This window comes from Pseudomonas sp. MWU13-2105 (assembly GCF_023242315.1).
Classification (GTDB): Bacteria; Pseudomonadota; Gammaproteobacteria; order Pseudomonadales; family Pseudomonadaceae; genus Aquipseudomonas.
In genome coordinates, this window is sequence record NZ_JALLIY010000006.1 from 21768 (window position 1) to 45421 (window position 23654).

Genomic DNA, 23654 nt, shown 5'->3' on the forward strand with positions numbered 1-23654 from the left:
AGGGTACTCCCGATATCGATGAAAAAACTCTGTCACACCTTAGCCCAGCGGCACGCGGATGTCTGTCTCGATATCGGCTGAGACGGCGATTGCAGACGCCAGGCGGCGCGTTTTCAAGCGCTCGTATCCACTTCGCCAGTATTGAAAAACAGCGCCTGGGCCACGCGCTTGTCGAGAATCTGGCCACGGTGGATATCCAGGGTCAGCTGCGCCCGACCGCCCTGCCCGGCCTGGATCCGCGCCGCCGCCCGCTGCCGGGCCGCGGCCTGGGCCTTGCCGCCCAGACGGCGTTGCGCCAGGGTCTTCAGGTGCGCGCTGACAAACTCGCTATCCGCCGTGGTGGCCGCCGGGTAATGGAAGTGCGCGTACCACAGTGGACGGCCATCCTTGTGGCTGATCACATACTCTTGCTGGAAACCACCCAGGTCCTCGGCCTGGCGCCCGCCGGCGCGGTGAATATCCACCTGGTCCTGTTCCTTCAGGTACTGCAGGCGCGCCAACTGCGGCACATTGCGCTTGATCGCGGCGATACGCGCATTGCGCCCTTCGGCGATCAGCCGGGTGGCGGCATGGCGAAGGTTGTCCTTGAGCGTTTGAGCGGTTTGCACCGGCGCCGATACCCCGCCACCATCACTGAGTGCCTGTTGGATGTCATCCGCCAGGGCCTTCAGTTTCTCTGCCTTCAGCTCCAGGATGCCCTGCAGGTCGCGGGGCTCCTTGGAGGTTGCGGTCAGCGCCATGACCTGGCGAATCAACCCCTCGACGCCATCGCGCTCGGCCTGCGCCTGGGTCACCAGCCTGGACAGTCCGACCTTGCGCTGGCTCGCCGGGGCGGGCGCCGGCTTGGCCTTCACCTCCTCCCAGAAGCTGTCCTGGGCATCCTCCTTGTTTTCCTTGAAGGCCGACACCAGCCCGCCATTGGGATCGGTGATCTCGACGATTTCGTCCTCCTGCTCGGGGGTACGCTCGCGCACCCGGCCGACAAACACCTCGCGGTTGCGCGTACGGATAAACTTCTTCCGCGCGCCACTCGCCGGGCCGGGCCTGGCTACGGGTGCAGGTGTAGCCGAGGCAGTCTCGTCCCACAGATCGGAGAGGCTGCTCAGCGCGCCTTCGCGCAACTGCGCCAGCAAGCCTGACAGGCGCGTGGCATATTCGAGCAGGCGCTGCCGCGGCATGAGGCTCTGCAAGTAGTTCAGCAGATCGCGGGTCTCGTCGTAACGACTGATGGCCGTGAGCAAGGCATCGATCCGATCCTGGCGCGGATCATCGGCATTCAGGCGATTGATCGTATTGGTCACATATTTGGTTTGCTCGGCACTGTCCTTGATCGCCGCGAAGACCTGATCGTCCAATTGCAAGGTGATCTGCACGGGCAGTTCGTCCAGGGTCAGGGCCAGCAAGGTCGGCAACTGCACCGCCTGCCAGTCCAACGGGGTGAAGTGCCGCACCAGCGCCTGTTCCAGCGCGGCGGCTTGCGCCGGGCCCCATTCGGGAATCGTCCGCAACTCCTCGAGCGCGGCGTATTCACGGGTGCTCCAGGAGATCTGCCGGTCGCTGATGTCGACATTGTTCTTCAGGTTGGCCACCACCTGGGCATACCGGGCGTCCGTGGTCCCGGCGATCATCTCGCCGATCTGCCCGGCACTCAGGCTGCCCTCGCGTCCCACCGCCAGGGACACATTCAACAGCGTCCGGCAATTGCGCACACTGTCGGCCAGGGTCGCCGCGAGCGTCTGCGGCTTCGGCACCACCTGGCGATTGTCATTGAACAGCCTGATCAGGCGGATCTTTTCTTCGAGGGCCAGCTGCAAGTCCTCCAGCTTGCCCAAGTACTCGCGGCGCTTGGCGCTACGCTGCCGATCGCTGAAGTTGCGCGCGGTCTTGCCCTGGCTCATGGTTTCCAGGCGCTTGTTCAGGCTATCGGCCTCATTGACCAGCGCGTCGATACACGCCGTCGCCTGCCGCACTTCTCCGTGCAACGCGCTGGCCCGCTCGCGCAGCTTGCGCTGCAGACGGGCCTGCACGGTGTCGCGGCCGCTGCCGCCGCGCAAGCGCAAGCGCAGGTCCAGGCGCCAGCCTCCTTGCTCATCCTGCTCCACAAAGGGCCCCGCGGAGCCCGAGCGGTCGACAATCCGCGGGCCGTCCTCGCACCAGGCCACGGGATAGAGGGCGTCCTCGATCAGTGCGTGCCAGCCCTTGTCCTCGGGTCCCGCGAGATACACCAGGCCTTTTTTCGGCCCGCTCGGCGATAGCGTACCGAGGCTGTCGAGTCGCTCCGGGGGCTTCTCGAACGTCCTGACCCTGAACTTCTGCAAAGCCTGTCGGGAAGCCGCCGACAAGCTGTGGCGCGGGCTCGACCAGGAGCGGTCGAACGGAAGCCAAAGGTCGTCGGCCGCCAGGGGAACGCCAATGCGCTCAAGCGGGGCAAGCGTCTCGACCGCCAGGGGCTGCCCTTGTGCCAACACCGGCAGTGCCGCGCAAGATTTCGGCACGGCTTCGCGTGCGCCCGCCATCACCTCATGCAACAGCAACCCCGCCAGGTTGCTCAACAGATCGGCCCAACCCTGGGCCCGGGTCTCCTCGTCGCTGCCCTGCAATGCCGGCAGATCCTGGCGCACCCCGCGATACAACTGAATCAGCCAACCGGCTTGGGCCAACGGGCCGCTGGCAAACATCAGCCATGAATTGAACAATTGCCAGCCGCAGTCCTTCAAGCGGGCCCAGCGCTTTTCCGCGCTCGACAGCAGCTGGATATCGGCCTGCTGGATGAGCGCGTCGATAGAGGCGTGAAAGAGCTGATCGAGGTAATCCCCGCTGACGTCCTCGCTGTCCAGGGTCGCCGGCGCCGGTAACGGCGGCAGCGGCGCGGCTTCATCGCCTGGCAACAGGGTGCCGAGATGGGGATGCTGGAAGCCGCCATTGGCATAGACCGCTTTCCTTGGGGCGGCGAGCCAGGCCAGCACGCTGTCCTGCAAGGCTCCCACCTGCGCGATCGCCTCCAGCAGCGCCTGGCGACTGGCGTACTCACTCAGGGGCGGATCGAACAGCGGTCGATAAAGCACGTGAGGGCCTTGGGCAATGTCCTGCGACTCGATCAGGAACATCCCCCGCACCGTGTCCAGGCTCGCCCCCGGGCTGGCCCGCAACGCCAGGGTCCGGAGAACCACCGGTCGCCCATCAACCTGGCGTTCATGGGCATCGAACGCCAACACCGCGCAGACCAGGTGATACCCCGCCTCGCTGAGGCCCTGCTCGGTGCGGAGCTTGAGCTCCAGGGCCACCAGCGGCAGTTGCGCGCGCAGTTGCCGGGCAAAGCGTTGCTGGCGAAACGGCGCGGAACGCTTGTCGTCCGTCAGGCGCTCGCGCAGATAAGCCGGATAACGCGCGCCGATATCCACCGAGGTGACCAGCTCCAGTAGATAGTCGGCGCTCATCCAGTCCGGTATCGGCGTATCACCGTGGAGCCGGACCTGCATCTGCCTTGCGCCGAAACGGAAGTCGTCGAGATTTTCCAGGGCCAGTTCGGGCAGCGTCAGCCGGACCGTCTCGTAGTCACCCAGCAGGTCCGGCAACAGCGGCTTGCGCCGGTACTTTTCGACGCTGAGCCGGATATCCTGCATCCGGATATCCGGCATCTGCGGATGCCGCCGGACCATCTCGGCCCTGAGCGTCGCCCGGCAGAAGCGCGAGAGGGGGAACACGTCGTCGAACAGATCGTGGGATGACAACTTGCCCTGCGCCGCCAGCAACGCCGACAACCCCGCGGCATAGGTACGCCGATCCGGGTCCGCGGCGCTCAGCAACCACAGCGGCGCCGCGGCGCGCACCTGCCGTTGCAGGGCGGTGAGCGGCACGGGCATGGGCGCGGCGAACCACTGCCGCGGGTCGCTGACTTGCTCGACCCGCGCGGCCCAGGACACTTCGTTGACGCCGCCGCGCGGCAAACGGTCCAGGACCCGCAGCTGGTTTTCCAGCAAGGCCCCGGCCAGGTTGTCGAAGACATTCACCTGCGAGGCGATCAGGTCCAGGGTTCCCGGCTCCGGCAGGTCGCCGCGCAACAGCGTCCAGAGCTCATCGAGGTCGCGCAAGCGGTGCACATCATGGCCCGGCCTGAGCAGCAGGTAGGCATGCGTGCGCGGCGACAGTTGCCGCGCGAACAGCACCACCACCGGCGTACTGCCCACTGGCGCCTGCTTGCCCTTGGCGTACAGCAGGTAGGGAACCAGGGCTTGTTCACCGAGCAGACTGTCCCGTGTCGCCTTGTCTTCAGTGACCAGTGCCTTGGGCAGTACCTGGCTGGCCTGGAACGCCAGGCTATTGGGCGAGGTCCCCGCACCGTACATCGAGACGAACAACAGGTTGGACAGCGCCGCGCAGCGTGAAGGCGTGCGCGGCGCATGCCGGTCCCAGCCCGGCACCCAGGCGTCCGAGCCCGGCACCTTGCCGGCCCAATCGGGTAGCGCCTCGTTCCAGAACGCCACCAGTTGCGCCTTGAACACTTCGAGCAGCGCGTCACCCCAGTCGTTGATTGCCGTTCCCAGCCGCTGCAGATCCGCGGGGGAGATGGCGACATTGAGCGAGGCGCCCGCGGCCCGGCGCACCAGCACCGCGGCGGGATCGGCGTAAGCGGGATTCAGCCCCTCGCTGAAGCGGCGCAACAGTAGCTCGGCCAAGCGGGTGTAGCGATAGGTCGATCCTTGCTCCCGCTCGCCCAGCCAGAGATCGGCCCCCTTGGGCGCCCGCCCCGCGATCCTGAGTGCCGGCGTGTGCTGGTCCAGCGCAGCCTGGACCAGCGACTGCGCCACCGACAACGGGGTCGGTCGAGCGGCGAACAGCGCCTGGACGGTGTTTCGATAATGCTGGAGCAAAGTATCCAAAGCGGTCGACTGAGGGGGCATGGGGCGCATCCTTGGCACAGGGAAAGCCACCAGCTAACGCCAACGCCCGGCCCTCCTGGCGGTATCGGGATACGACAGCAAGGGCCCGGCGCGAGGCTTCACGACAGCGGAAAAAAGTGCTTCTGCACAGAAGCCAGGTCGATGACGCCGCGATGTATCTGCAACGCCAGGCGGGCGCTGCCGCCCTTCGGGAGCAGGCGACTGCCGTTGACATCCTCGTTCGAATGATAGGAACGAGTCGTTACCTGACGCATCGGCTTGCCGACCACGACTCCCGAAGAATTCAAACCTGCCGGCAGGCGTCGTGTGCGGTAGATGGATGGCCCTCTTGCGGCAGAGGGCCATGGGCGCTGCGGCGGGGCTAGAGGTACTTGTTCCAGAACAGCATCTGGCCGTGCTCCGGATCGAGCTGCGCGCCACTGAAACCGAACTTGCGGTAGGACCCCTGGGCCACGGCGTTGCCTTCCAGCACCTCCAGGGTGATCTTGCAGCAACCGCGCTGGCGGGCAATGTCCTCGACCTTCTGCAGCATCTTCTGGCTCAGCCCCAGGCCACGAAACTTGCTCAGCACCGCGACATCATGGACGTTCACCAGGGGCCGGCAGGCAAAGGTGGAAAAGCCCTCGAAGCAGTTCACCAGGCCCGCCGGCTCGCCGCCGACAAAGGCCAGTACACTGAAGGCGTGGGGGCGCTTGGCCAGTTCGCCGGGCAGCTGTTGCAGTACATCCGGCGCCAGGCTCTGGCCGCCGCCCATCGGGTCTTCGGCATAGTGATTGAGCACCAGCCCGATCGCCTCGGCGTGCACCGGGTTGGTGTAGCTCGCTTGCAATACCAGTATGTCGGCAACGTCCATGTCAGTCCTCGGCGAAACCATTAAAGGGAGCTCTTGTATCTCGGGAGCGCTGATTGTAACCACGCCCGGCGCCGGAAAAGGAAGAAAATTCATGTCCAGGCCCCTGCCGCGCGGTAGCGGAATACCTATCCATTCATGCCTTGATAAAGATCAACAGCTTCGGGCCCGCATGGGCAGACATTCACTCCATGCGTTCAGACCGAGGCACCGTTGCTGATCGGTGCACTCGGACGTCCCGTTCTGTCACGATTCTGGAGGTGTCATCATGGCAACGCCCTTGCAACAGAGTTCATCCCCCGGCACGACCGCACCCTCGACAAAACCGGCGACCGTCGCGCAGGCGGCACGCTTGTCCCTGAGCCTGTTGATCGCCCTGGTGGTGGGCTCCATCATCGGCAGCGGCGCCTACAGCCTGCCACAGAATATGGCGGCCGGCGCCGGCGCCGGCGCGATCCTGATCGGCTGGCTGGTCACCGGGGTCGGCATGCTGTCCCTGGCCCTGGTCTACCAGATGCTGTCCAATCGCAAACCGGAACTGGACAACGGCGTGTTCGCCTACGCCAAGGCCCTGGGCGGCGATTTTGTCGGCTTCAACTCGGCCTGGGGCTACTGGATCAGCGCCTGGATCGGCAACGTCGGTTACCTGGTCATCCTGTTTGCCGCCGCCAGCTATTTCTTCCCGGCCTTCGGCGACGGTAACAACAAGGTGGCGATCATCGCCGCCTCGCTGCTGCTCTGGGCCATGCACTTCATGATCCTGCGCGGCATCCGCACCGCGGCACGGGCCAACGCCATCACCACCATCGCCAAGATCGTACCGATCCTGGTGTTTGTCGGCTGCGCCGCGATCGCCTTTCGTCCCGCCACTTTCGTTGCCGGCTTCTGGGGTGCGCCGGCCCTGGGCTCGATCCTCGACCAGGTCAAGAGCACCATGCTGGTCACCGTCTGGGTCTTTATCGGTATCGAAGGCGCCAACGTCTATTCCGCCCGGGCGGCGGAACGGGTCAACGTCGGCCGGGCCACCATCATCGGCTTTGCCATTACCTTGTTGCTGCTGATTTCAGTCTCGCTGCTGTCACTGGGCATCCTTGGCCAGCCCGAACTGGCGGCCATGAAAAACCCCTCCACCGCCGGTGTGCTGCAAGCCATCGCCGGCCCATGGGGCGGCATGATGATCAGCCTGGGCCTGATGGTCTCCGTGGGCGGCGCCCTGCTGGCCTGGACCCTGCTCTCGGCCGAATCCCTGTTCAGCCCGGCCAAGGCCAGTGTAATGCCTGCGGTCCTGTCCAAGGAAAACAGCCAGGGCGTACCGGCCAATGCACTATGGGTCACCAACGGTTGCATCCAGCTGTTCCTGATCCTCACGCTGTATGCCAACGCCACCTACCTGGCGCTGATTTCCCTGGCCACCTCGATGATCCTGCTGCCCTATCTGTTCAGTGGCCTGTATGCGCTCAAGGTCAGCTGGCTGGACCGTGGCCAGGACGCGCACGACAGCCTGAGTGGTCGCGACCTGGCGATTTCCCTGGTGGCCAGCGTCTACTGCTTCTGGCTGCTGTACGCGGCCGGTCCCAAGTACCTGCTGCTCAGCGCCCTGCTCTACGCTCCCGGCTCGCTGATCTATCTGCTGACCCCACAGCGCAAGCCGCTCAATGGTTTCGCCAAGGGCCTGCTGGTACTGATCTGGCTGGCGGCGGCAGTGGCCGCCTGGATGCTCTGGCAAGGCCTGTTGAGCCTCTAATACGCACGACTCCGACGTCATGAAAAAGCCCCTTGCCGGTCACCGGCAAGGGGCTTTTTGATTCCGCCTCGCGCTCAGTCAGGCTTGACCGTCAGCACACTGCATTCGGGAATCAGCAAGGTCCGCTCGGTGGTATCGCCGATCAGCTTGCCCAGGCCCTTGGGCTGGACCGACCCCATCACCACCACGTCGATCTCATTGTCCTGCACATAGTCAGTGATCACCCCCACTGGCGAGCCCATCAGGAAATGCCGGCGCTCGGCCGGTACGCCATAGTCGTCCGCCAGCCGGGCGAACGGTTCGAGCAAAGCGGCCCGCAGCTCATCGATCCAGACCACGGTAACGCTGGGATCGGCCATGAACGCCGGTGACAAATCGTAGGCATACAGCAAGTGCAGCTCGGCATCGCATTGCAGCGCCAGGGCCTCGGCCTCACGGATGATCTTGCGATTGAACTCGGTGATACCCTCGTCTGCGGTAGAGGTATCGACCGCCGCCACCACGCGCCGAGGCAATGCCGAGGCGATCTGGTTGACCAGGTGCACCGGCACCGGGCTGTCCTGCAGCAACTGCCAGTCCAGCGGTGTGGTGAAGACCCGGCGCAGCAACGGCTCCAGATAAACATCCTTGATCAACAGGTCGGGCTTGATCTCGCGGGCGTGGATCAGGATGTCGCGCAAGGGCTGGGTGGTCCACAGCGCTTCGGTGGTCAGTTGCAGACCACTGCTACGCAAGCTCTCGGTCGCGCCTTCCAGCCAGACCCGGTATTTGTCCATGTAGGCGGCGCGAGCCGGTTGATCCATGCTCGCCTCGATCAGATGAACCCGCGGAGGCGGCTGGACCAGCGCGGTGATATGCAAGGCCGCGCCGCTGGCCGCCGCCAGGGCTGCGGCCCGCCTGGCCGCCGGGGAATGGGGCAGGTGCTGATCGGTGATCAGCAACAGACGCTGGTATTGACTCATGAAAGACCTCCACGGACAGAATATTCGGAGCGCCGTAAAGCCGCTCGTCGTGCATCGATTTACTGGGCGAAATCCGGCAGTTCGAGCGGCTTGATCACCAGCAGGCTGCAGGGCGGTTGATACAACAGGCTTTCGGTGGTGCTGCCCAACAGCTTGTTGAACGAACGGTGGGTCACGGTGCCGATGACCAGCACGTCAAAGACATCCTGGCCGACAAACTCGACAATGGCCTTTCCCGGAGTACCGACGATGAAATGCCGGTTGTCCTTGTGCAGGGCATGTTTGTCGGCCAGGTGGAGGAATTTCAGCTTGCGCTCGTCATAGCTGGGGCTGACCGAAACCGGCACCTTGCCGATGCCGATATCGGCGACATACAGGGCCGTCCAGTCATACACCCCGAGCAGGTGCAACGGGCATTTGCAGTGCGCGGCGAAGCGGGCGGCCTGGTCGATGATGCGGTCATTGAGCTCGCGCGTCGCCGCGTCGTCGCGCAGCACGTCGACGCAGGCCAGCACCTTGCGCGGCATGGGCATGCCCTGGGCGGTGACCAGGTGGATCGGTGCCCGGCTGTCGCAGAGTAAACGCCAGTCCAGGGGCGTGAAGAAAATCCGCTTGAGGGCCGACTCCTGATGGGCATCCTTGATCAGCAGATCGGGATGCTGCGAACGGACATAAGCGGACAAGGCATTCAGCGACGGCAAGTCCCACTTGACCTCGGTCGTCACCTCGAGCCCCTCGCCACGCATGACCTCGGCCTCCTGCTCCAGCCATTGGCGATAGCGCTGCAGATAGACCTCGCGAATCTCCTCCTGGCGGTCGGCGTCAAGCAGATCGAGCTGCTGCAACACATCGAGATAAACGAAGGCCACCAGGCTCAGCGTGGCGTTCATCGCCTTGGCCAGCGCCACGGCGCGGTCGAAGGCCGGGCTGTGGGTCATCTCGGCCGGTGCAACCAGCAGTAAGCGTGGACGTGAAGACAAGGGACACCTCCAAGGCACGCCCTGTAGAGCGCACCGGATAGCGGGCGCCGACTTCACAAGGCAAGGATTGAAGGTGGCCACCCGAAAAAGAATCGGTCAGCTTCAATTCTGCGGTGCCCGGCCGGCAGGTCCTTGATTTACATCAAGCGCCGATGGCTTGCCCGCGTGCTCGCCAATGATCGCCAGCAGCCTCATCGGCGTCGACCCGATCAAGGCCCGCCGAAACATCGCCCGCCGCCGGGGCGCTCCGGTCGGCGGGCGCGGGATGCAAGGCTCACAGCGAGTCGGTACCGAGGGTCAGTACGGAACAAGGGGGCTGTGACAACAGCGATTCGGCAAAGCTGCCCAGCCAGGGAAAGGCATCGGCCTGGGAGCGGCCAATGACCAGGGTATCGACCTCACGTTCGCGGACAAATTCCTCCACCCGCTGGATCGCCTGCCCCAACAGGAAATGGCGGCGGCGACCGGGTACCTGATGTGCCCTGGCCAGGTCGTCGAAGGCCTGGCTGCGCAATTTCTGCAAGGCTACCGCGGCATCCGAATCCCATGGGTATTCCTGCATCAACTCATAACCGGCGAGAATATCGCAGGCATGCAACAGTTCCAGGTCCGCGTCGCAGATCATCGCCAGTTCGCCGGCCAGCTGAATCACCTGGTCGTCGCGGGTGGTCTCGCCGTCGCCGATATTCTCCAGGGCCACCGCCGCGACGAAATTCTTCGGCCGCGGCGGCGCATCGTGGCGGACCAGCATCACCGGTTTGCTGCACTGGCGCACCAGATGCCAGTCGGTGGGGCCGAGCAGTGCACACTTGAGTTGCGACTCGACCTGCAGGTCCTTGACCACCAGGTCGACTTCGATGTCCTTGACGTAGTCGCGAATGGCCGCATGCGGATGTTGCGACCAGACCACGTCGTAACTGACCTCCAACCCCTGGTTGGTGAGGCTGTGAGCCAGTTCGGCGAGTTTTTCACGCTTTTTGTCCAGGTAACCTTCCCGGGCCAGGGTGCCGGCGCCGTGGTTGAACAGGGTCATCGCCGCGATGGACTCGACAAAGTCGAAGAGCACCAGGTGCACCCCCGCCTTGCAGGCTCGCGCCAGGGTAGCCGCGCGATGCAGGGCGGGAGTCGCTTGGCAGTGGGTATCGGTGATCAGTAGAATACGTTGATAGTTGCTCATGACGCGGGCTCCAAGGGGGGACGATGGACAATCCACGTTTTACCTTCGCTCCGCTGCCGAGCCACGCGCTTGATTTATCTCAAAGAACCCGCTACACCTGCTAACCTGAGCCTACAGGCACCTGTTTTATCGGTGTTCCTCTCCGATTTGGATGCCCTCTAACCGCCGACACAGAGGAACTCCCGTGGACAATAGCGAAAAACTCAAGCTCAATCTCAAACCCTTGGGCCTGAAATCCGCCTGCGCCAATTGCAGCGTTCTGGAACTGTGCCTGCCCCTGGGTTTGAACGACTCCGAAGTCAAACGCCTGGACGACCTGATCGTCCAGCGCGTCAAGATCAAGAAAGGTAACACCCTCTACCGCCAGGGCGATCCGCTGCACGCCCTGTATGCCGTACGCCTGGGCTTTTTCAAGACCACCCTGACCTCGGAGGATGGCCGCGAGCAGGTCACCGGCTTTCAAATGACTGGGGAAATGCTCGGCATGGACGCCATCAGCGAAGACCGCCACGCCTGCAACGCGGTGGCGCTGGAGGACAGCGAAGTCTGCCCGATCCATTTCTCGCAGCTGGAACGCTTGTCCCGGGACTTGCCCTCCCTGCAGCACAACCTGAACAAACTGATGAGTCGGGAAATCGTCAGGGACCACAGTTTGCTGTTGATGATGGGCAATATGAACTCGGACGAGCGCCTCGCGGCGTTCTTCCTCAACCTCTCGCAACGCTTGTCCCTGCGCGGTTACTCGCCATACAGCTTCATCCTGCGCATGCGCCGCGAAGAAATCGGTTCCTACCTGGGCCTGCGCCTGGAAACCATCAGCCGCGGGATCGCCCGGCTGCGGGAGCTGAATCTGCTGGAAGTGCACGCACGGGAAGTAAAGATCCTTGACCCGATAGGCTTGAAGGCGCTGATCGCCGGTTGTGGCCAGCACGCTAACCCGCTGTAACCGGGCAGTTATGCCCGTGCTTGACTTGAATCAAACGCGGGCACCCGCCGTGGCGTAAAAACAGAACACCGATACCGGCCCACGACCATACCTGTTCGAGGAGTTCTGATCATGCCCGACCTCAATAGCCCCATCCTGAACCTGCCCGACTTTTCCTCGGTGACAGGCGAACACTGGATCGAAAGCCTGCAGGACGGTACCCATGTCCTGATCCGGCCACTGCGGGCCGAGGACCGCGAGCGGGAAAAAGCCTTTATCCAGCGACTGTCCCCGGAATCGCGCCACCAGCGCTTTCTCGGCGAAATCGTCGATCCCAGCCCGGTCCTGATGAACCAACTGATGAATGTCGACACCCACAACCGCGTGGCCTACGTGGCCCTGGTCCATGACAATGGCCAGCTGCGTGAAGTGGGGATCAGCCGTTATGCCGCCTCGGGCGCCGAGCACGAATGCGAGTGTGCCATTACCATCGCCGATGACTGGCAACACCGCGGCCTGGGCACGCTCCTGATGAAGCATCTGATCGAAGCGGCGCGGAAAAACAACTTTACCCAGATGTACTCCATCGACAGTGCGTCCAACGTGCACATGCGCCAACTGGCCGACGACCTGCACTTCAGCCGCGAACGCGACCCCGACGACGCGACCCAGGTCATTCATCGGCTGTCGCTGTAAGACTGAACGAGAGCCCCTGGCGCGGAGCGTATTTTCCGGTCCGCGCCAGGGGCTTTTTTTTCAGCCCTGGCACTCCGGACTCAGGGTCAGGAGACTGCACGTACTGCGATACAGGACATTTTCCGCCGTGCTGCCGAGGATACTGTCCAGGCCGTGGGAGTGGCGGGTGCCCATCACCATGACATCCACCGCGTTGTGCTCGACGAAAGCGCCAAGGCTCTCGATCACCGCCCCCGTGAGGAAATGCCGCTGGTTCTTCTCGACCCCGTTGCGCTCCGCCAGGGCCTTGAATCCCTGCTGCTCATTGGCACGGCTGGCCATTTCCAGGCCCTCGGCCATCGGCAAGGTGCCCCAGCCCATCTCGTGGATATAGGAGCGGGACTTGTCATGCACATGCACCAGGCTGAACGTCGCCGCGCATTGCCGGGCAAACGCCTGCCCGGCCTGGACCAGCCTGTCGTTGAAGCACTCTTCGGCCCTTTCCCCGCCTAGATCCACCGCCACCAGGACATGGTGCGGCAACGACCGGGAACCACCGGTCACCAGATGCACGGGAACCGGGCAATCGCGCAACAGCTGCCAATCCAGCGGGGTGGCGAACAGGCGTTTGAGCCCCGACTCCAGATGGACATCCTTGATCAGCAGGTCGATGCCCAGGTCACGAACGTACTCGATGATCGGTTGCAACGGATGATGGCGCCAGAAAATATTGCAACTCACATCCAGGCCGTGGCCGCGCAGGCGATCCGCCTCCTGATGCAGCCAGCGGCGATGCAGGTCGAGGTAGCCTTCGCGGGCCTGGGTCATGGCTTTCTGGTCGAACAGCGTGGCCACGTCAAGGGTCGGCACATAATCGAACGCCAGGATATGCAAGGCGGCCCCGGTGGACAGGGCCAGCTCGGTGGCCCGCTCGAAGGCGGGGCTGCGGTTCATCTCGGCGGGAGCCAGCAAAAGAATACGGCGGTAGTCGGACATGGCGCACCTCTGGAGCAACAGGTTCCCAGCCCACAGTGGCACTGGTTGAAGAGCACCGGGCAAATCTCGCCGTCATCGGCAGATCGGGACATTGCATTCATGATGGAGCCCCCCTGCTTTACCGGTTTGATTTACGTCAAGGTGGTCCTTCGGACTGACAAGACGAGCCAAAATCGACCTGGTCCTGCAACCGCCTTGATGAATATCAAACGCCCGATGTCCGACAGCCCCCACCCTGAGCTGACACACAGGGGTCCGCAGTATGGAAACCTTGACTCACACCACCAACCTGGCCTCGGCCCTCGGCCTGGGCCTGCTGGTCGGCTTCGAGCGCGAACGCAAGAAAGGCGAGGGCGCGGACCGCCGCTTCGCCGGCCTGCGCACCTTCGCCCTGACCTCCCTGCTCGGTTATGTCGGCCTGCTGCTCGGCGGCCCCTTGCTGCTCAGCGCCCTGACCCTGGCCCTGGCGATGCTCGCCAGCATGGCCTACTTCAAACGGCGCAGCGAGGACCCCGGCATGACCACCGGGGTCGCCCTGCTGCTGGTCCTGCTCCTGGGCGCTTTGTGCAACAACAAGGCGGGGCTGGCGGTGGCCCTGGCGGTGGTTCTGACCCTGCTGCTGAATTTCCGCCAGAGCTTGCACCGCTTCGCCCTGAATCAACTGAGCGAAACCGAAGTCAAGGATGGGCTGATCCTGGCCACCGCGGCCCTGGTCATCATGCCCCTGGTTCCCGACGCCTTCATCGGGCCTTATCAGGCCATCAACCCCCGCTCGATCTGTCTGCTGACGGTACTGATCATGGGTGTCAGTGCCCTGGGACATGTCGCCATCCGGCTGCTGGGTGCCCGGTATGGGCTGAGCCTGGCCGCAATCGCCTCCGGCTTTGTATCGGGTACCGCGACCATCGCCGCCATGGGCAGCCGCGCGCGCCAGCAACCCGAGCTCATGCAACAGGTCGCCACTGCGGCGATCCTCTCGAACCTGGCCACCACCATCTTGCTCAGCCTGGTGTTGAGCGCCATCAGCCCGACCACTCTTGTCCGGCTCTGGTTACCCTTCCTGCTGGGCAGCGCGGTGACCTTGTCCTATGCACTGCGGCTGATGAAACCCAGCGACACGCAGATCGGCCAGCCGATAAATGTCGGGCATGCCTTCAACCTCAAATTGACGCTGATGGTCGCAACCGGCATCTCAAGCCTGTTTTTCGTGACCAGCGCCCTGCAGGCCCGATTTGGTATCTCCGGATTGTTTGCCGCCTCGATGCTCGGCGGCCTGGCCGATGTCCACTCGGCCTCGGCCTCGGTGGCCGCGCTGGTCAAATCCGGCCAACTGTTGGCCGAAAGCGCCCGGTGGCCGATTCTGGCGGCCTTCGGTACCAACACCCTGTCCAAATGTGTCATGGCCTGGTCCAGTGGCGGCACGGCCTTCGCCCGCCGGGTGGTGCCGGCCCAGCTGCTGATCCTGCTGGCCTTGTGGGCCGGCGCGCTTATTCAGGGCTGGCTGATACCGGGGTGAAGCGCTGCAACTGCATCTCGCGCAAACGGCTGAGGGTGCGGCGAAACGGAAACGCCAGGTAACCTTCGGTGTACAGCTCATCCAGCGGCACCTGGGCGGCGATGTACAACGGCACCTTGCGGTCGTAGCACTCGTCCACCAGGGCAATGAAGCGCCGTACGCTATCGTCATGTACCGACAGTTGCGGCAACTCGCGGTCGCCGGCAGCGACACGTTGTGCCGCATCCTCGGTGCCACGGGCGATCCGCCCGGGACGCTGGCGGGCACTGAGGTTGGGCACCTCGCTGAGGAAAATCGCCGTATAGCGGTCACACAGCGCCATGAAATCCATGGCCGCCAGCGGTTGCTCGCACAGCTCGGCATAACGGCACCAGAGTACGCTCGGCGACGCCTGCACCACGGGCAAAGTCCGATAGCCCATGGCAACCGGCTCGGCAGACAGCGGCTGCCCGACGCTCAACGCCTTGAACGCTTCGGCAAACGCCGCCGACCGCCCCTCGGGGTCAACCCAGTAACGCTGTACTCCGGCCCCCGGATGCAATCGATGATCCTCGCCGCCATCGACATCCACCACCTCCATGTGCTGCTCGATGGCGGCGATCGCCGGCAGGAAACGTTCGCGGTTGAAGCCATCGGCATAGAGCTTGCGCGGTGGCTGGTTGGACGTGGCGACAATCACCACGCCCTCGTCGAACATCACCTGGAACAGCCGCCCGAGGATGATCGCATCGCCGATATCGCTGACGAACAGCTCATCGAAACACAGCACCCGGATCTCCGCGGCCAGCTCTCGGGCCAGGGCCCGCAGCGGGTCGGCGATGCCGCTCAGTTGGAACGAGCGCTGGTGCACCCAGCCCATGAAGTGATGGAAATGCTGGCGCCGCGACGGCACGCGCAAGGTCTGCTGGAATTGATCCATCAACCAGGTCTTGCCGCGCCCGACCGGTCCCCAGAGGTAAACGCCCTTGGGCACCCGGCCCTGGTGCAACGCCTCATGACAGCGCTGCAAGGCCTGCACCGCCAGCCATTGGGCCTGGTCATGGAGAAAACCGCGCTGCTCGACAGCCGCGCGGTAGGCACTCAGGGGAGAATCGACAGTCATGGCGTCGTGCAGGCTCGCAACCGGGGGCCGTGCAGTATGCCAGCTTGTCCTAGAGGGAAATATCCAGCCGGGCGATCTTGCCCTGCGCGTCGAGCCGGAATACGTAGCGCAACTCCACCGAGCCACCGGGAAAGGTCCCCGAGACCCTTTGCTTGACCAGCACTTTGCCGGTGCGTTGCGCCACGTCCAGGACTTCGACCCGTGGCCGGTATTTGCGCGCGGTTTCATCCATCCACTGGGCGATGGCGAGGGTACCGACGCGGTGATGACCTTCGTCGAAGACATTCGCGTCCTCGGCGAAGAAACTCGCCACCGCCGAACTGTCGCGGGCATTGGCGGCGCTGATATAGGCTTCGATGGCCGGGGCGAGCAACGAAGTTTGAGTGGTCATGCTGTTCACAGCTCCTTGCTGGTGGAAGGTGGAGCCATCCTAGAACACCCGTCCGTCAGTTCTTGTCAGGAGTGAAACGCTCGTGTTCATCCTGGTCGAACAGCTTGCGCCATTGCCGCAGCAGGTCGCTGCGCCGACCCGGATAACGCTCGCCCTGCTCCCGGGCCGAGGCGATACGATCGGTGCGAAAGGTCCGGAAGGCCTGGCGCAACTCGCACCAGGCGACCACCACCCGCGCCGAGTTCATGAAGCCCAGGGCCAAAGGCCAGATCAGGCGCTGGCTGGGGACCTTGTTCACGTCGGCGTAGTCGATGTGCAGCTTGGCCTGGTCGGCAATGGCCTGGCGAAACACATTCAACGACACCGCATTGTCCGGATAACCATACCCGCGCGGCCCCGGCAGCACGGTCGGATTGCGCAGGGCCTCCCGGGCGGCCGGCGCCAGCACCGCGGCGATCTTGGCCAAGGCATCGGCGGCGGCCTTGCCCAGCACCTCGTCAGCGCGTTGATCGACATATTGCAGGCCGAGCACAATGGCCTCGGTTTCGTCGGCATTGAGCATCAGCGGCGGCAGGAACAAACCGCTGCGCAAGACGTAGCCGACCCCCGCCTCGCCCTGGATCGGCGCGCCGAGGGCGGTGAGCTCGGCGATATCGCGATAGACCGTGCGCTCGGAAATCTCCAGCTCGCAAGCCAGCGCCGCGGCGGTGGTCGGACGGCTCTTGGCGCGCAATACTTGGAGCAGGGTCAGTAGACGCGAAGTGCGGGACACGCTGGACGAGCTCTGGCGGGATGGAGGCGTGCAGCTTAGCAGAGCCTCCTGTCAGCAATTGTCAGGAGCGCAACGATCCGGGAAACCCGCTTGACGACTTTCACCCTGATCAAGGCCGGGCGCACAACCTGCGGGAGCCGCCGGCCGGCGCTCGATTGCCGGCGCGGAGACCCTTGAGTCTTGCGCTGTCTATGCCGACGTCAGCGCCGGCAAGCCGGTATCTACAGGGGCTTCGGGGCATCAATCTTCGGAAGTATCGACCTCGCCCCTTCTCACCCGCTTGGCAAACTCGGTTTCAATGCCTTGCGCCAGTATCCGTGCCTGACCTCGCCAGTCCTCGCGCTCGACCCGCCCTGGAAAGCTGAAGTAATGCTCTATCCAGTGCACTTGCGGATCCGTCCATTGGGCGATCTGGGAAAATCTGTAAATGCCCAGTTCGTGCAACACGGCTTCATTTTTATGGCCCACCCCGGAAATCAACTTCAGGTTATCGAGCGTCCCCGTGGGTCTTTCCATGACCAGCGGACGGCTGCCTATACCAGCGGCATCGGTGACCGCCGCGCGGGTTGCCGGACTCGAACCGGCGGCGCTGGTGGCGGCATCGGCCGCCAGCATGGCGCGAATCCAGGCACCGAGCCAGCAACCGACCAGGTAAGCCGCGAACAACAGCAAGGCACTTTCCAGCCATAACCCGGCACGTCCCGGTAACAACTTGAGCAGGGCGACAACCACGCCGACGGCAAAGATCCATAACGCCGCATGCAACCAGCCGGCAACCCAGCGGACATGCGGCGCGGTCTGACTGGCGAGCCAGCCCACCAGCAAACCGAGAATCCCGGCCAGCAGCATCCAGCCCCAATACTGTTCAAGTAAATAACTCATGATGGTTGCTCCTGGTTATTTAGCCTCAGTCGGGGCGCTCACAGTGTTGTCATCCACTACCTTTATTTCTATCCGACGATTTTGTGCCTGACCTTCCGGCGTATCGTTGGACGCCACCGGATTAGCCTGGCCAAATCCCGCGGCTTTCAGGTGTTCCGGGGTCACGCCATGTTGCGCCAGATAGCTGACCACGGCTTCGGCCCGACGCGTGGAAAGTGCCAGGTTGAAGTCCGCCGTGCCGGTGTTGTCGGTGTAGCCATCGACTTCGAACTGTTCGTCGGGACACTGTTTGGCGGTAGCCACCAAGGCATCCAGCGCTGTTTGCGAGGCCGCTGAGAGAATGTCCTGGGCCGTATCGAACAGCACTTTGTATTGATTCAACGCCGCGACAAACTGTTGTTCGCAGGCCTTGGCATCAACAACAGCGGCCGAACCCTGTGGATTGACCTGGGGTTCCTCGACAGCCTTGGGTGTCGGTGCCGGCGGCGCGGCCGGGACAACTTCGGGAGTGCGGCCGATATCGCTATCGACCGGCGTCACGGGCTGATCGCCGAGGGTGCCGATCACCTGTCTGACACCAGGGGTTCGATCGGCCGTGTCACGGATTTTTGATGTTGCATTGGGCAGGGTCACGTCACGTCCTGCGACAGCAACGGGAGCACTATCAATGGCACTCCCCACGCGGGTCTGCAAATCCTGTTCGACTTCAGGCGTTGTTATCCAAAGAGCGGCCAACCACAGCAAAGCAAGTAACGGTAAACCCCACCACCATTTTTTCGAGCGAGCCATTTGTCTTCTCCTTAACGTAGAAAAACCAACGGACTGCGAAAAATGCTGTAGCAGGTGATAGTAAAGTGTAGGTAATAGTGGCGAAGCGTCAATATAACGGCGACTCTAAGCAAAAGAGTCAAAAAAATATGCCACTCGACACGGAGCCGAGGTCCTGACGACCGTCGGGCGCCGCGTGGAGTGGCACTGATCAATCCTGGATAAAACGCACTCCAGGCTTGGCGCGCTCGTCCACCTGCAACTCGAACACGTCCGGGCGGGCGTAATGGCCGGTGACGTCGAAGTCATAGCGGGCGCGGACCAGTTGCTCGGTGTCGATCTGCGCGGTCAGCAGGCCGGCCTCACCGACCAGCGGCCCGGCCAGCACCTCGCCCATCGGCCCGACAATCAGGCTGCCACCGTTGATCAACGGCCGCTGCGCCGGCCAGTTGGCCACCTCGATGCCCAATGCCTCTGGCGAAGGCTGGACCTGGCAGGCCGTGACCACGAAGCAACGGCCTTCACAGGCGATATGGCGCATCGTGACCTGCCACATCTCCCGCTCATCCACCGTTGGCGCACACCAGACTTCCACGCCCTTGGCGTACATCGCCGTGCGCAACAGCGGCATGTAGTTTTCCCAGCACACTGCCGAACCGATCCGCCCGGCCTTGCCCTCTACCACCGGCAGGGTCGAGCCGTCGCCCTTGGCCCAGATCAGCCGTTCGGTACCGGTGGGCATCAACTTGCGGTGCTTGGCCACCAAGCCGCCCTGGGGCTCGAAGAACAACACCGTGCAATACAGGGTGTGCCCCGCGCGCTCGATGACCCCGAGCACCAGGCTCGCCCCCGTGCGGGCGGACAACTGCGCCAGGGCGTCGGTCTCGGCGCCCGGCACGTCGATGGCGTTGTCGTGATAACGGGCGAAGGCCTCGCGCCCCTCGGGCAGTCGATAACCCAACTGGGTGCCGAAGGTTTCACCCTTGGGGTAGCCGCCCAGCAAGGCTTCGGGCATCACCACCAGGCAGGCGCCGGACTCGATGATCGAGCGCTCGTAACCGAGGATCTGTTCCAGGGTGTCTCCCTTGCCGCCTGGCAGGGAACCGATTTGCAACGCGGCAACGATGGACTTGGGCATGACGTGAACTCCATGAAGGTGTGGTGCCGATTGTCATGGCGCTCGGCATCATGCATAAAGCCACCTTCAGAACTGAGTGATATGAACTACATAAATATCATCTTCAATAACGCCCTACCCGGCCAAGGTTTTGGCAGCCTTGTATACCCCCGCGAATTGATAGGCATTTGCTATCTGCTGTTCTCGACAGGGACTGCCGAAGGTTAGAATGGCCGAAACCAGGGAAGAATTCATGAGCGAACCGATCCTTTCAGAAGCCGAGTACGACGCCATCACCGACGCAGCCGCGCATTGGTGCATGCGCTTGCATGAAGAGGATTGCACCGGCGCCGAACGCGAGGCCTTCGCCGCCTGGCTCAAGGCCGACCCGCTGCATGCCTTCGAATACGAAGCCATGCTGGAAATCTGGGACGTGGCCGATCAGCTACCACCGGTCGCCACGCCCCGGGTGCTCGCCCCGGCCCCCCAGCGGCGTGGCTGGCAACGCTACGCCATGGCCGCGACCATCGGCCTGCTGGCGCTGCCCGTCGCCGGTTACCTGGGCTGGAGCCTCGGTTGGATTCCGAGCACCTACCAGAGCTTCGAGACTTCGAACCAGTTGCGCCAGGTCACCCTCGCCGACGGCAGCCAGGTGGAGTTGAACCTGGGGACGCAGTTGACCTACAGCAACTACAAGGATCAACGCCGGGTGACCTTGAAAAAGGGCGAGGCCTATTTCGAGGTGCGCCACGACGCCGGGCATCCCTTCGTGGTGAAAGCCGCCGAGGGCCAGGTACAGGTCACCGGGACCCGCTTCAATGTCTGGATGTATCAGGACCAGGTCCGCGTGACCTTGCTGCAAGGCTCGGTGCTGGTCAGCAGCAGTGCCCATCCCGGTGACGGCTATCGCCTCGACCCGGGCATGCAGGCACGCTACAAATCCGGCGATTACGAACCGCAGATCAGCCAGACCCATGCGCAAGACGCCGACCTGGCCTGGCGCAACGGCAAGCTGGTCCTCGACAACCTGCCGCTGAGCGACGCCCTGCCGTTGATCAACCGCTACCTGGAACGTCCGGCACTGCTGGCCGACAATGCCACCGGGTCGATTCGCATCGGTGGGATCTACAGCACCGGAGAAGTGCAACGGCTGCTGACCTCGCTGCCCAAGGTACTGCCGGTGTACCTGACGCAGAACAAGGAAGGCCAGGCGGTGATCAACGCGATTCCCCGAGACACCCCAAAGGGCTGATCGGCCTACCTGTGATGCTGATACCGTTCAGCCAGGGAAATGTGTCGCCGGACGCGGTTTTGTGGCGAGCGGGCTTGTCGGGACGCCACAAGTGTTACTGTTGCGGCTCGCGAATCACCTGCACGCGATACTCGGCATCGGCCTTGATCTGCTGCTCGGTAAACGGCAGCACACTCCACTGCTTCTTCGAGAACGCTTCGGTCTGGTCGCGGAAATGCGCCGACGTCGGGTCAGTGGACAGCGAAAACGCCAGCAATCCCAGGGCCTGCGGCCCCTTGTCGTCAAAACTCACCACTTGCAGATAGCTGGTGCCGCCCACCACTTCGCGCTTGCCGCCCTGCCCCGGCACGCTCTGGATCGCGTTGTACACACCGAGGGTCGCCGGGCCGCCGTGCACCGGGACCGGCTGCCCGCCCCGGCTGACCTGTTGCACATCGCCCCAGTGACTATCGGCCGTCAGGCCCGCCGCCTTCACTTGCTCCAGCGACGCCTGCATCGCCGCGCGCAGCGCCCTGGCCACCTTGATCTGCTCGAAGGCCAGGCCACGTGGAGTGTGCTGCGGATCCGCCGGGTCGAACCTGACCCGCCAGAAGTTTTCCCCTTCGGCCAAGCGCGCCATGATGTTCTGGAAATGCACCATGCCCAGGCCGCTTTGCAGGTTCGCATGGGCATCCCAGCCCTTTAGGCTGGCACACACTGGTGCCAACGCCAGGGCATCGCTGCCCTGCTCGCCCGCGCAGAAGCGCAACAGGTCCGGTAGCACCAGGCCGGCCAGGTAGACCTGATCGTCCATCACCATCGCTTGCAGGTCCGCGACCTTGATCGCCGCGGGCCGGTCCAGCCGCGCCAGGCGTTCGAGGGCAAAGCGCGCCCGTGGCCCGAGGGGTTCGCCCTCACGACTGACCAAGGGCGAAAAGCCCTTGAGCGGCGCCCGCGGATTGGCCATCCAGGCCGAATCGTTGGAGTTCTGCAGATAGTCGCCACGCTCCAGTTGTGGCAGCTGCTCCGCCGGAAAGATGCCCTTCTGCGCGGCATTCGCCGCCACGCTCCAGGCGCAGGCACTGCGCGAACCGTCGAGCACCACCAGCGGCCCGTTACCTCGCGGATCGCCGCACAGGGCCAGCTTGGCCGCATCCACATAAGGCACCACCGACAGGTTCAGGTACAGCGCCCGTCCCTGGTCATCCGCGGCCAGGGTATTGACCCAGGGAATGCCCTGGAGCCGCTGCACCGACGCCTGCAATGCCTTGAGGTTGTCGGCATGGTTCATCGCATACCACTGCTGCAACACCCGATCGTTGTCCTGGTTGGCATCCCGCAGGCTGAACGCCACGTCACGGTTCCAGTCGAGCTTGCCGGGCCATTGCACGAGCGGCCCGAACACCGAGCTGTAGAGCACCCGCTCAACCGTCCGGGTGGCGCCATCGGCCTGCTTGACCTCGACCTGGACCAGGCGCTTGTCCAGCGCCGTGGACTGGCCATCGAGCAGGTAACGGGTCGGATCCTTGGGATCGAGTTGCAGCCGGTAGAGGGTGAAATGCCTGGACGTATCCACCGTGTGGGTCCAGGCCAGGTGCCGGTTGAAGCCGATATTGATCATCGGCAAGCCCGGCAAGGCCGCGCCCATGACATCGAGCTGGCCGGGAATGGTCAGGTGCATCTGGTAGAAGCGCAGGCCACCGACCCAGGGAAAATGCGGGTTGCCCAGCAGCAGTCCACGGCCATTGAACGAACGCTCGCCGCCGACCGCCACCGCGTTGCTGCCACGCTCCAGGGCGAAACGTTGCAGGCGTTCGGCCGCCAGTTGGAACGACGCATTCGATACCTGGGCGGCCTGGCGCGGTGGCGTGGCGGCGACCAGGGCTTCGGCGAACTGCCCGGCACCGCCTTCCACCAGCAAGCGCCGGGTCAGCTTGACCAGGTCGCGGGGCGTGATCGGACGTAGCCAATCCGCCCGGCATTGCTCCGGCAAGCCCTTGGCCTGGCGCTCGCTGAGTTGGCGGTTGTAGCCGGCGACATAACCCTCGATCAACTGCACGACCTGCGGGGTCTGCGCCTGCCAGAAAGCGTCCACCGCCCGGGGCGCATTGAGCCAGTTGAAGAACAGGTCGCTGGTAAGGTTGTCGCGCTGCTCGAAGGTCATCTGCCCGGGGCCGAAGTAGCGCGAACGCTCGCCATTGACCGTAACGATTTCGTTGGCCAGCAGGCACAGATTGTCCTCGGCATAGGCATAACCGATGCCGTAACCCAGCCCGCGTTCGTTACTGGCGCGGATATGTGGCACGCCGAAGCTGGTGCGGCGGATCTCGGCGCTCAGGGCGCGACTCGATTCGCCGCCCTCGCGGGCCATGGCATGAGTACCGAGGCCGATCAGCAACGTCGCCAGGCACAACCTGGATAGCGAGCGGGAAATAATCACACTGACTCCTGATGGAATATCGAACACCAGGCGACCTTGCATGCGACAGCGCAGCGGCAGCCCGGAAAAGCGGCCACCGTGCGAAATAAACCAGGGAGGGCCGATGCCTGCCCATAAAGACGAGCCTGAACATGAAAATTTAGCCCTATACAGGTGCTATCACTTGTCTGCGACTTGATACCGACAAATTTTCTACATTCGAGGCTTCATGATTTATCCGTCTCG

19 protein-coding genes are annotated in these 23654 nt (G+C 63.6%); 5 read left to right on the plus strand and 14 right to left on the minus strand.

Going from position 1 to position 23654, the window contains the following annotated elements; genetic code table 11:
- Positions 1 to 113: 113 nt before the first annotated feature.
- The 3 genes from M5B96_RS10055 to M5B96_RS10065 all read right to left on the minus strand — a co-directional run bounded on the left by M5B96_RS10055 (position 114) and on the right by M5B96_RS10065 (position 5754).
- Positions 114 to 4901: a hypothetical protein gene (locus M5B96_RS10055; RefSeq protein ID WP_248796523.1), complete on the minus strand. Its 4788-nt coding sequence runs from the start codon at positions 4899 to 4901 to the stop codon at positions 114 to 116.
- Positions 4902 to 4999: 98 nt separating this feature from the next.
- The gene (locus tag M5B96_RS10060) at positions 5000 to 5155 is read right to left on the minus strand and encodes a hypothetical protein (protein WP_248796524.1); all 156 of its coding nucleotides are present in this window, start codon (positions 5153 to 5155) and stop codon (positions 5000 to 5002) included.
- 107 nt (positions 5156 to 5262) lie between these two features.
- On the minus strand, positions 5263 to 5754 hold the full coding sequence (locus M5B96_RS10065; RefSeq protein WP_248796525.1) for a GNAT family N-acetyltransferase: 492 nt from the start codon (positions 5752 to 5754) through the stop codon (positions 5263 to 5265).
- A gap of 265 nt (positions 5755 to 6019) precedes the next feature.
- On the opposite strand from M5B96_RS10065, the gene M5B96_RS10070 reads away from it, so the two are divergent.
- Entirely contained in the window at positions 6020 to 7495 is a 1476-nt protein-coding gene (locus tag M5B96_RS10070) for a basic amino acid/polyamine antiporter (protein ID WP_248796526.1), read from the plus strand.
- A 74-nt stretch (positions 7496 to 7569) separates the two neighbouring features.
- Here M5B96_RS10070 and M5B96_RS10075 read toward each other — a convergent pair whose 3' ends face one another.
- The 3 genes from M5B96_RS10075 to M5B96_RS10085 all read right to left on the minus strand — a co-directional run bounded on the left by M5B96_RS10075 (position 7570) and on the right by M5B96_RS10085 (position 10614).
- Complete coding sequence (locus M5B96_RS10075) at positions 7570 to 8457, minus strand: universal stress protein (RefSeq protein ID WP_248796527.1); 888 nt, start codon at positions 8455 to 8457, stop codon at positions 7570 to 7572.
- A 59-nt stretch (positions 8458 to 8516) separates the two neighbouring features.
- Positions 8517 to 9437: a universal stress protein gene (locus M5B96_RS10080; protein WP_248796528.1), complete on the minus strand. Its 921-nt coding sequence runs from the start codon at positions 9435 to 9437 to the stop codon at positions 8517 to 8519.
- Positions 9438 to 9711: 274 nt separating this feature from the next.
- Complete coding sequence (locus tag M5B96_RS10085; protein WP_248796530.1) at positions 9712 to 10614, minus strand: universal stress protein; 903 nt, start codon at positions 10612 to 10614, stop codon at positions 9712 to 9714.
- 184 nt (positions 10615 to 10798) lie between these two features.
- On the opposite strand from M5B96_RS10085, the gene fnr reads away from it, so the two are divergent.
- Positions 10799 to 11560 carry a fumarate/nitrate reduction transcriptional regulator Fnr gene (gene fnr, locus M5B96_RS10090; protein WP_412548597.1) on the plus strand — a complete coding sequence of 254 codons (762 nt, stop codon included), beginning with the start codon at positions 10799 to 10801 and terminating at the stop codon, positions 11558 to 11560.
- A 111-nt stretch (positions 11561 to 11671) separates the two neighbouring features.
- Entirely contained in the window at positions 11672 to 12235 is a 564-nt protein-coding gene (locus tag M5B96_RS10095) for a GNAT family N-acetyltransferase (RefSeq protein ID WP_248796532.1), read from the plus strand.
- 60 nt (positions 12236 to 12295) lie between these two features.
- Here the strand turns inward: M5B96_RS10095 and M5B96_RS10100 are convergent, their stop codons facing one another.
- Positions 12296 to 13210 (minus strand): universal stress protein, encoded by a 915-nt coding sequence (locus M5B96_RS10100; protein ID WP_248796533.1) that lies wholly within the window; start codon positions 13208 to 13210, stop codon positions 12296 to 12298.
- A 262-nt stretch (positions 13211 to 13472) separates the two neighbouring features.
- On the opposite strand from M5B96_RS10100, the gene M5B96_RS10105 reads away from it, so the two are divergent.
- Positions 13473 to 14726, plus strand: coding sequence for an MgtC/SapB family protein (locus tag M5B96_RS10105; protein ID WP_248796534.1), 1254 nt, complete (start codon positions 13473 to 13475; stop codon positions 14724 to 14726).
- Here the strand turns inward: M5B96_RS10105 and zapE are convergent.
- From zapE to M5B96_RS10135, 6 genes are all read right to left on the minus strand, one after another.
- Positions 14698 to 15828 carry a cell division protein ZapE gene (zapE, locus tag M5B96_RS10110; RefSeq protein ID WP_248796536.1) on the minus strand — a complete coding sequence of 377 codons (1131 nt, stop codon included), beginning with the start codon at positions 15826 to 15828 and terminating at the stop codon, positions 14698 to 14700. The two genes, M5B96_RS10105 and zapE, sit on opposite strands and share 29 nt — an antisense overlap.
- 49 nt (positions 15829 to 15877) lie before the next feature.
- Positions 15878 to 16219, minus strand: coding sequence for a nuclear transport factor 2 family protein (locus M5B96_RS10115; protein WP_248796537.1), 342 nt, complete (start codon positions 16217 to 16219; stop codon positions 15878 to 15880).
- Positions 16220 to 16274: 55 nt separating this feature from the next.
- Positions 16275 to 16991 carry a helix-turn-helix transcriptional regulator gene (locus M5B96_RS10120; protein WP_248796539.1) on the minus strand — a complete coding sequence of 239 codons (717 nt, stop codon included), beginning with the start codon at positions 16989 to 16991 and terminating at the stop codon, positions 16275 to 16277.
- 240 nt (positions 16992 to 17231) lie between these two features.
- Positions 17232 to 17873 carry a hypothetical protein gene (locus M5B96_RS10125; RefSeq protein ID WP_248796540.1) on the minus strand — a complete coding sequence of 214 codons (642 nt, stop codon included), beginning with the start codon at positions 17871 to 17873 and terminating at the stop codon, positions 17232 to 17234.
- Between the two features lie 15 nt (positions 17874 to 17888).
- Positions 17889 to 18662 (minus strand): OmpA family protein, encoded by a 774-nt coding sequence (locus M5B96_RS10130; RefSeq protein WP_248796541.1) that lies wholly within the window; start codon positions 18660 to 18662, stop codon positions 17889 to 17891.
- 190 nt (positions 18663 to 18852) lie between these two features.
- A complete protein-coding gene (locus M5B96_RS10135) occupies positions 18853 to 19779 on the minus strand; it encodes a carbon-nitrogen hydrolase family protein (RefSeq protein WP_248796542.1) in 927 nt (308 codons plus the stop codon).
- Between the two features lie 232 nt (positions 19780 to 20011).
- On the opposite strand from M5B96_RS10135, the gene M5B96_RS10140 reads away from it, so the two are divergent.
- Positions 20012 to 21010, plus strand: coding sequence for a FecR family protein (locus M5B96_RS10140; protein WP_248796543.1), 999 nt, complete (start codon positions 20012 to 20014; stop codon positions 21008 to 21010).
- Between the two features lie 94 nt (positions 21011 to 21104).
- Here the strand turns inward: M5B96_RS10140 and M5B96_RS10145 are convergent, their stop codons facing one another.
- Positions 21105 to 23429, minus strand: a complete 2325-nt coding sequence (locus M5B96_RS10145; protein ID WP_248796544.1) for an acylase — start codon at positions 23427 to 23429, stop codon at positions 21105 to 21107.
- Positions 23430 to 23654: the final 225 nt, after the last annotated feature.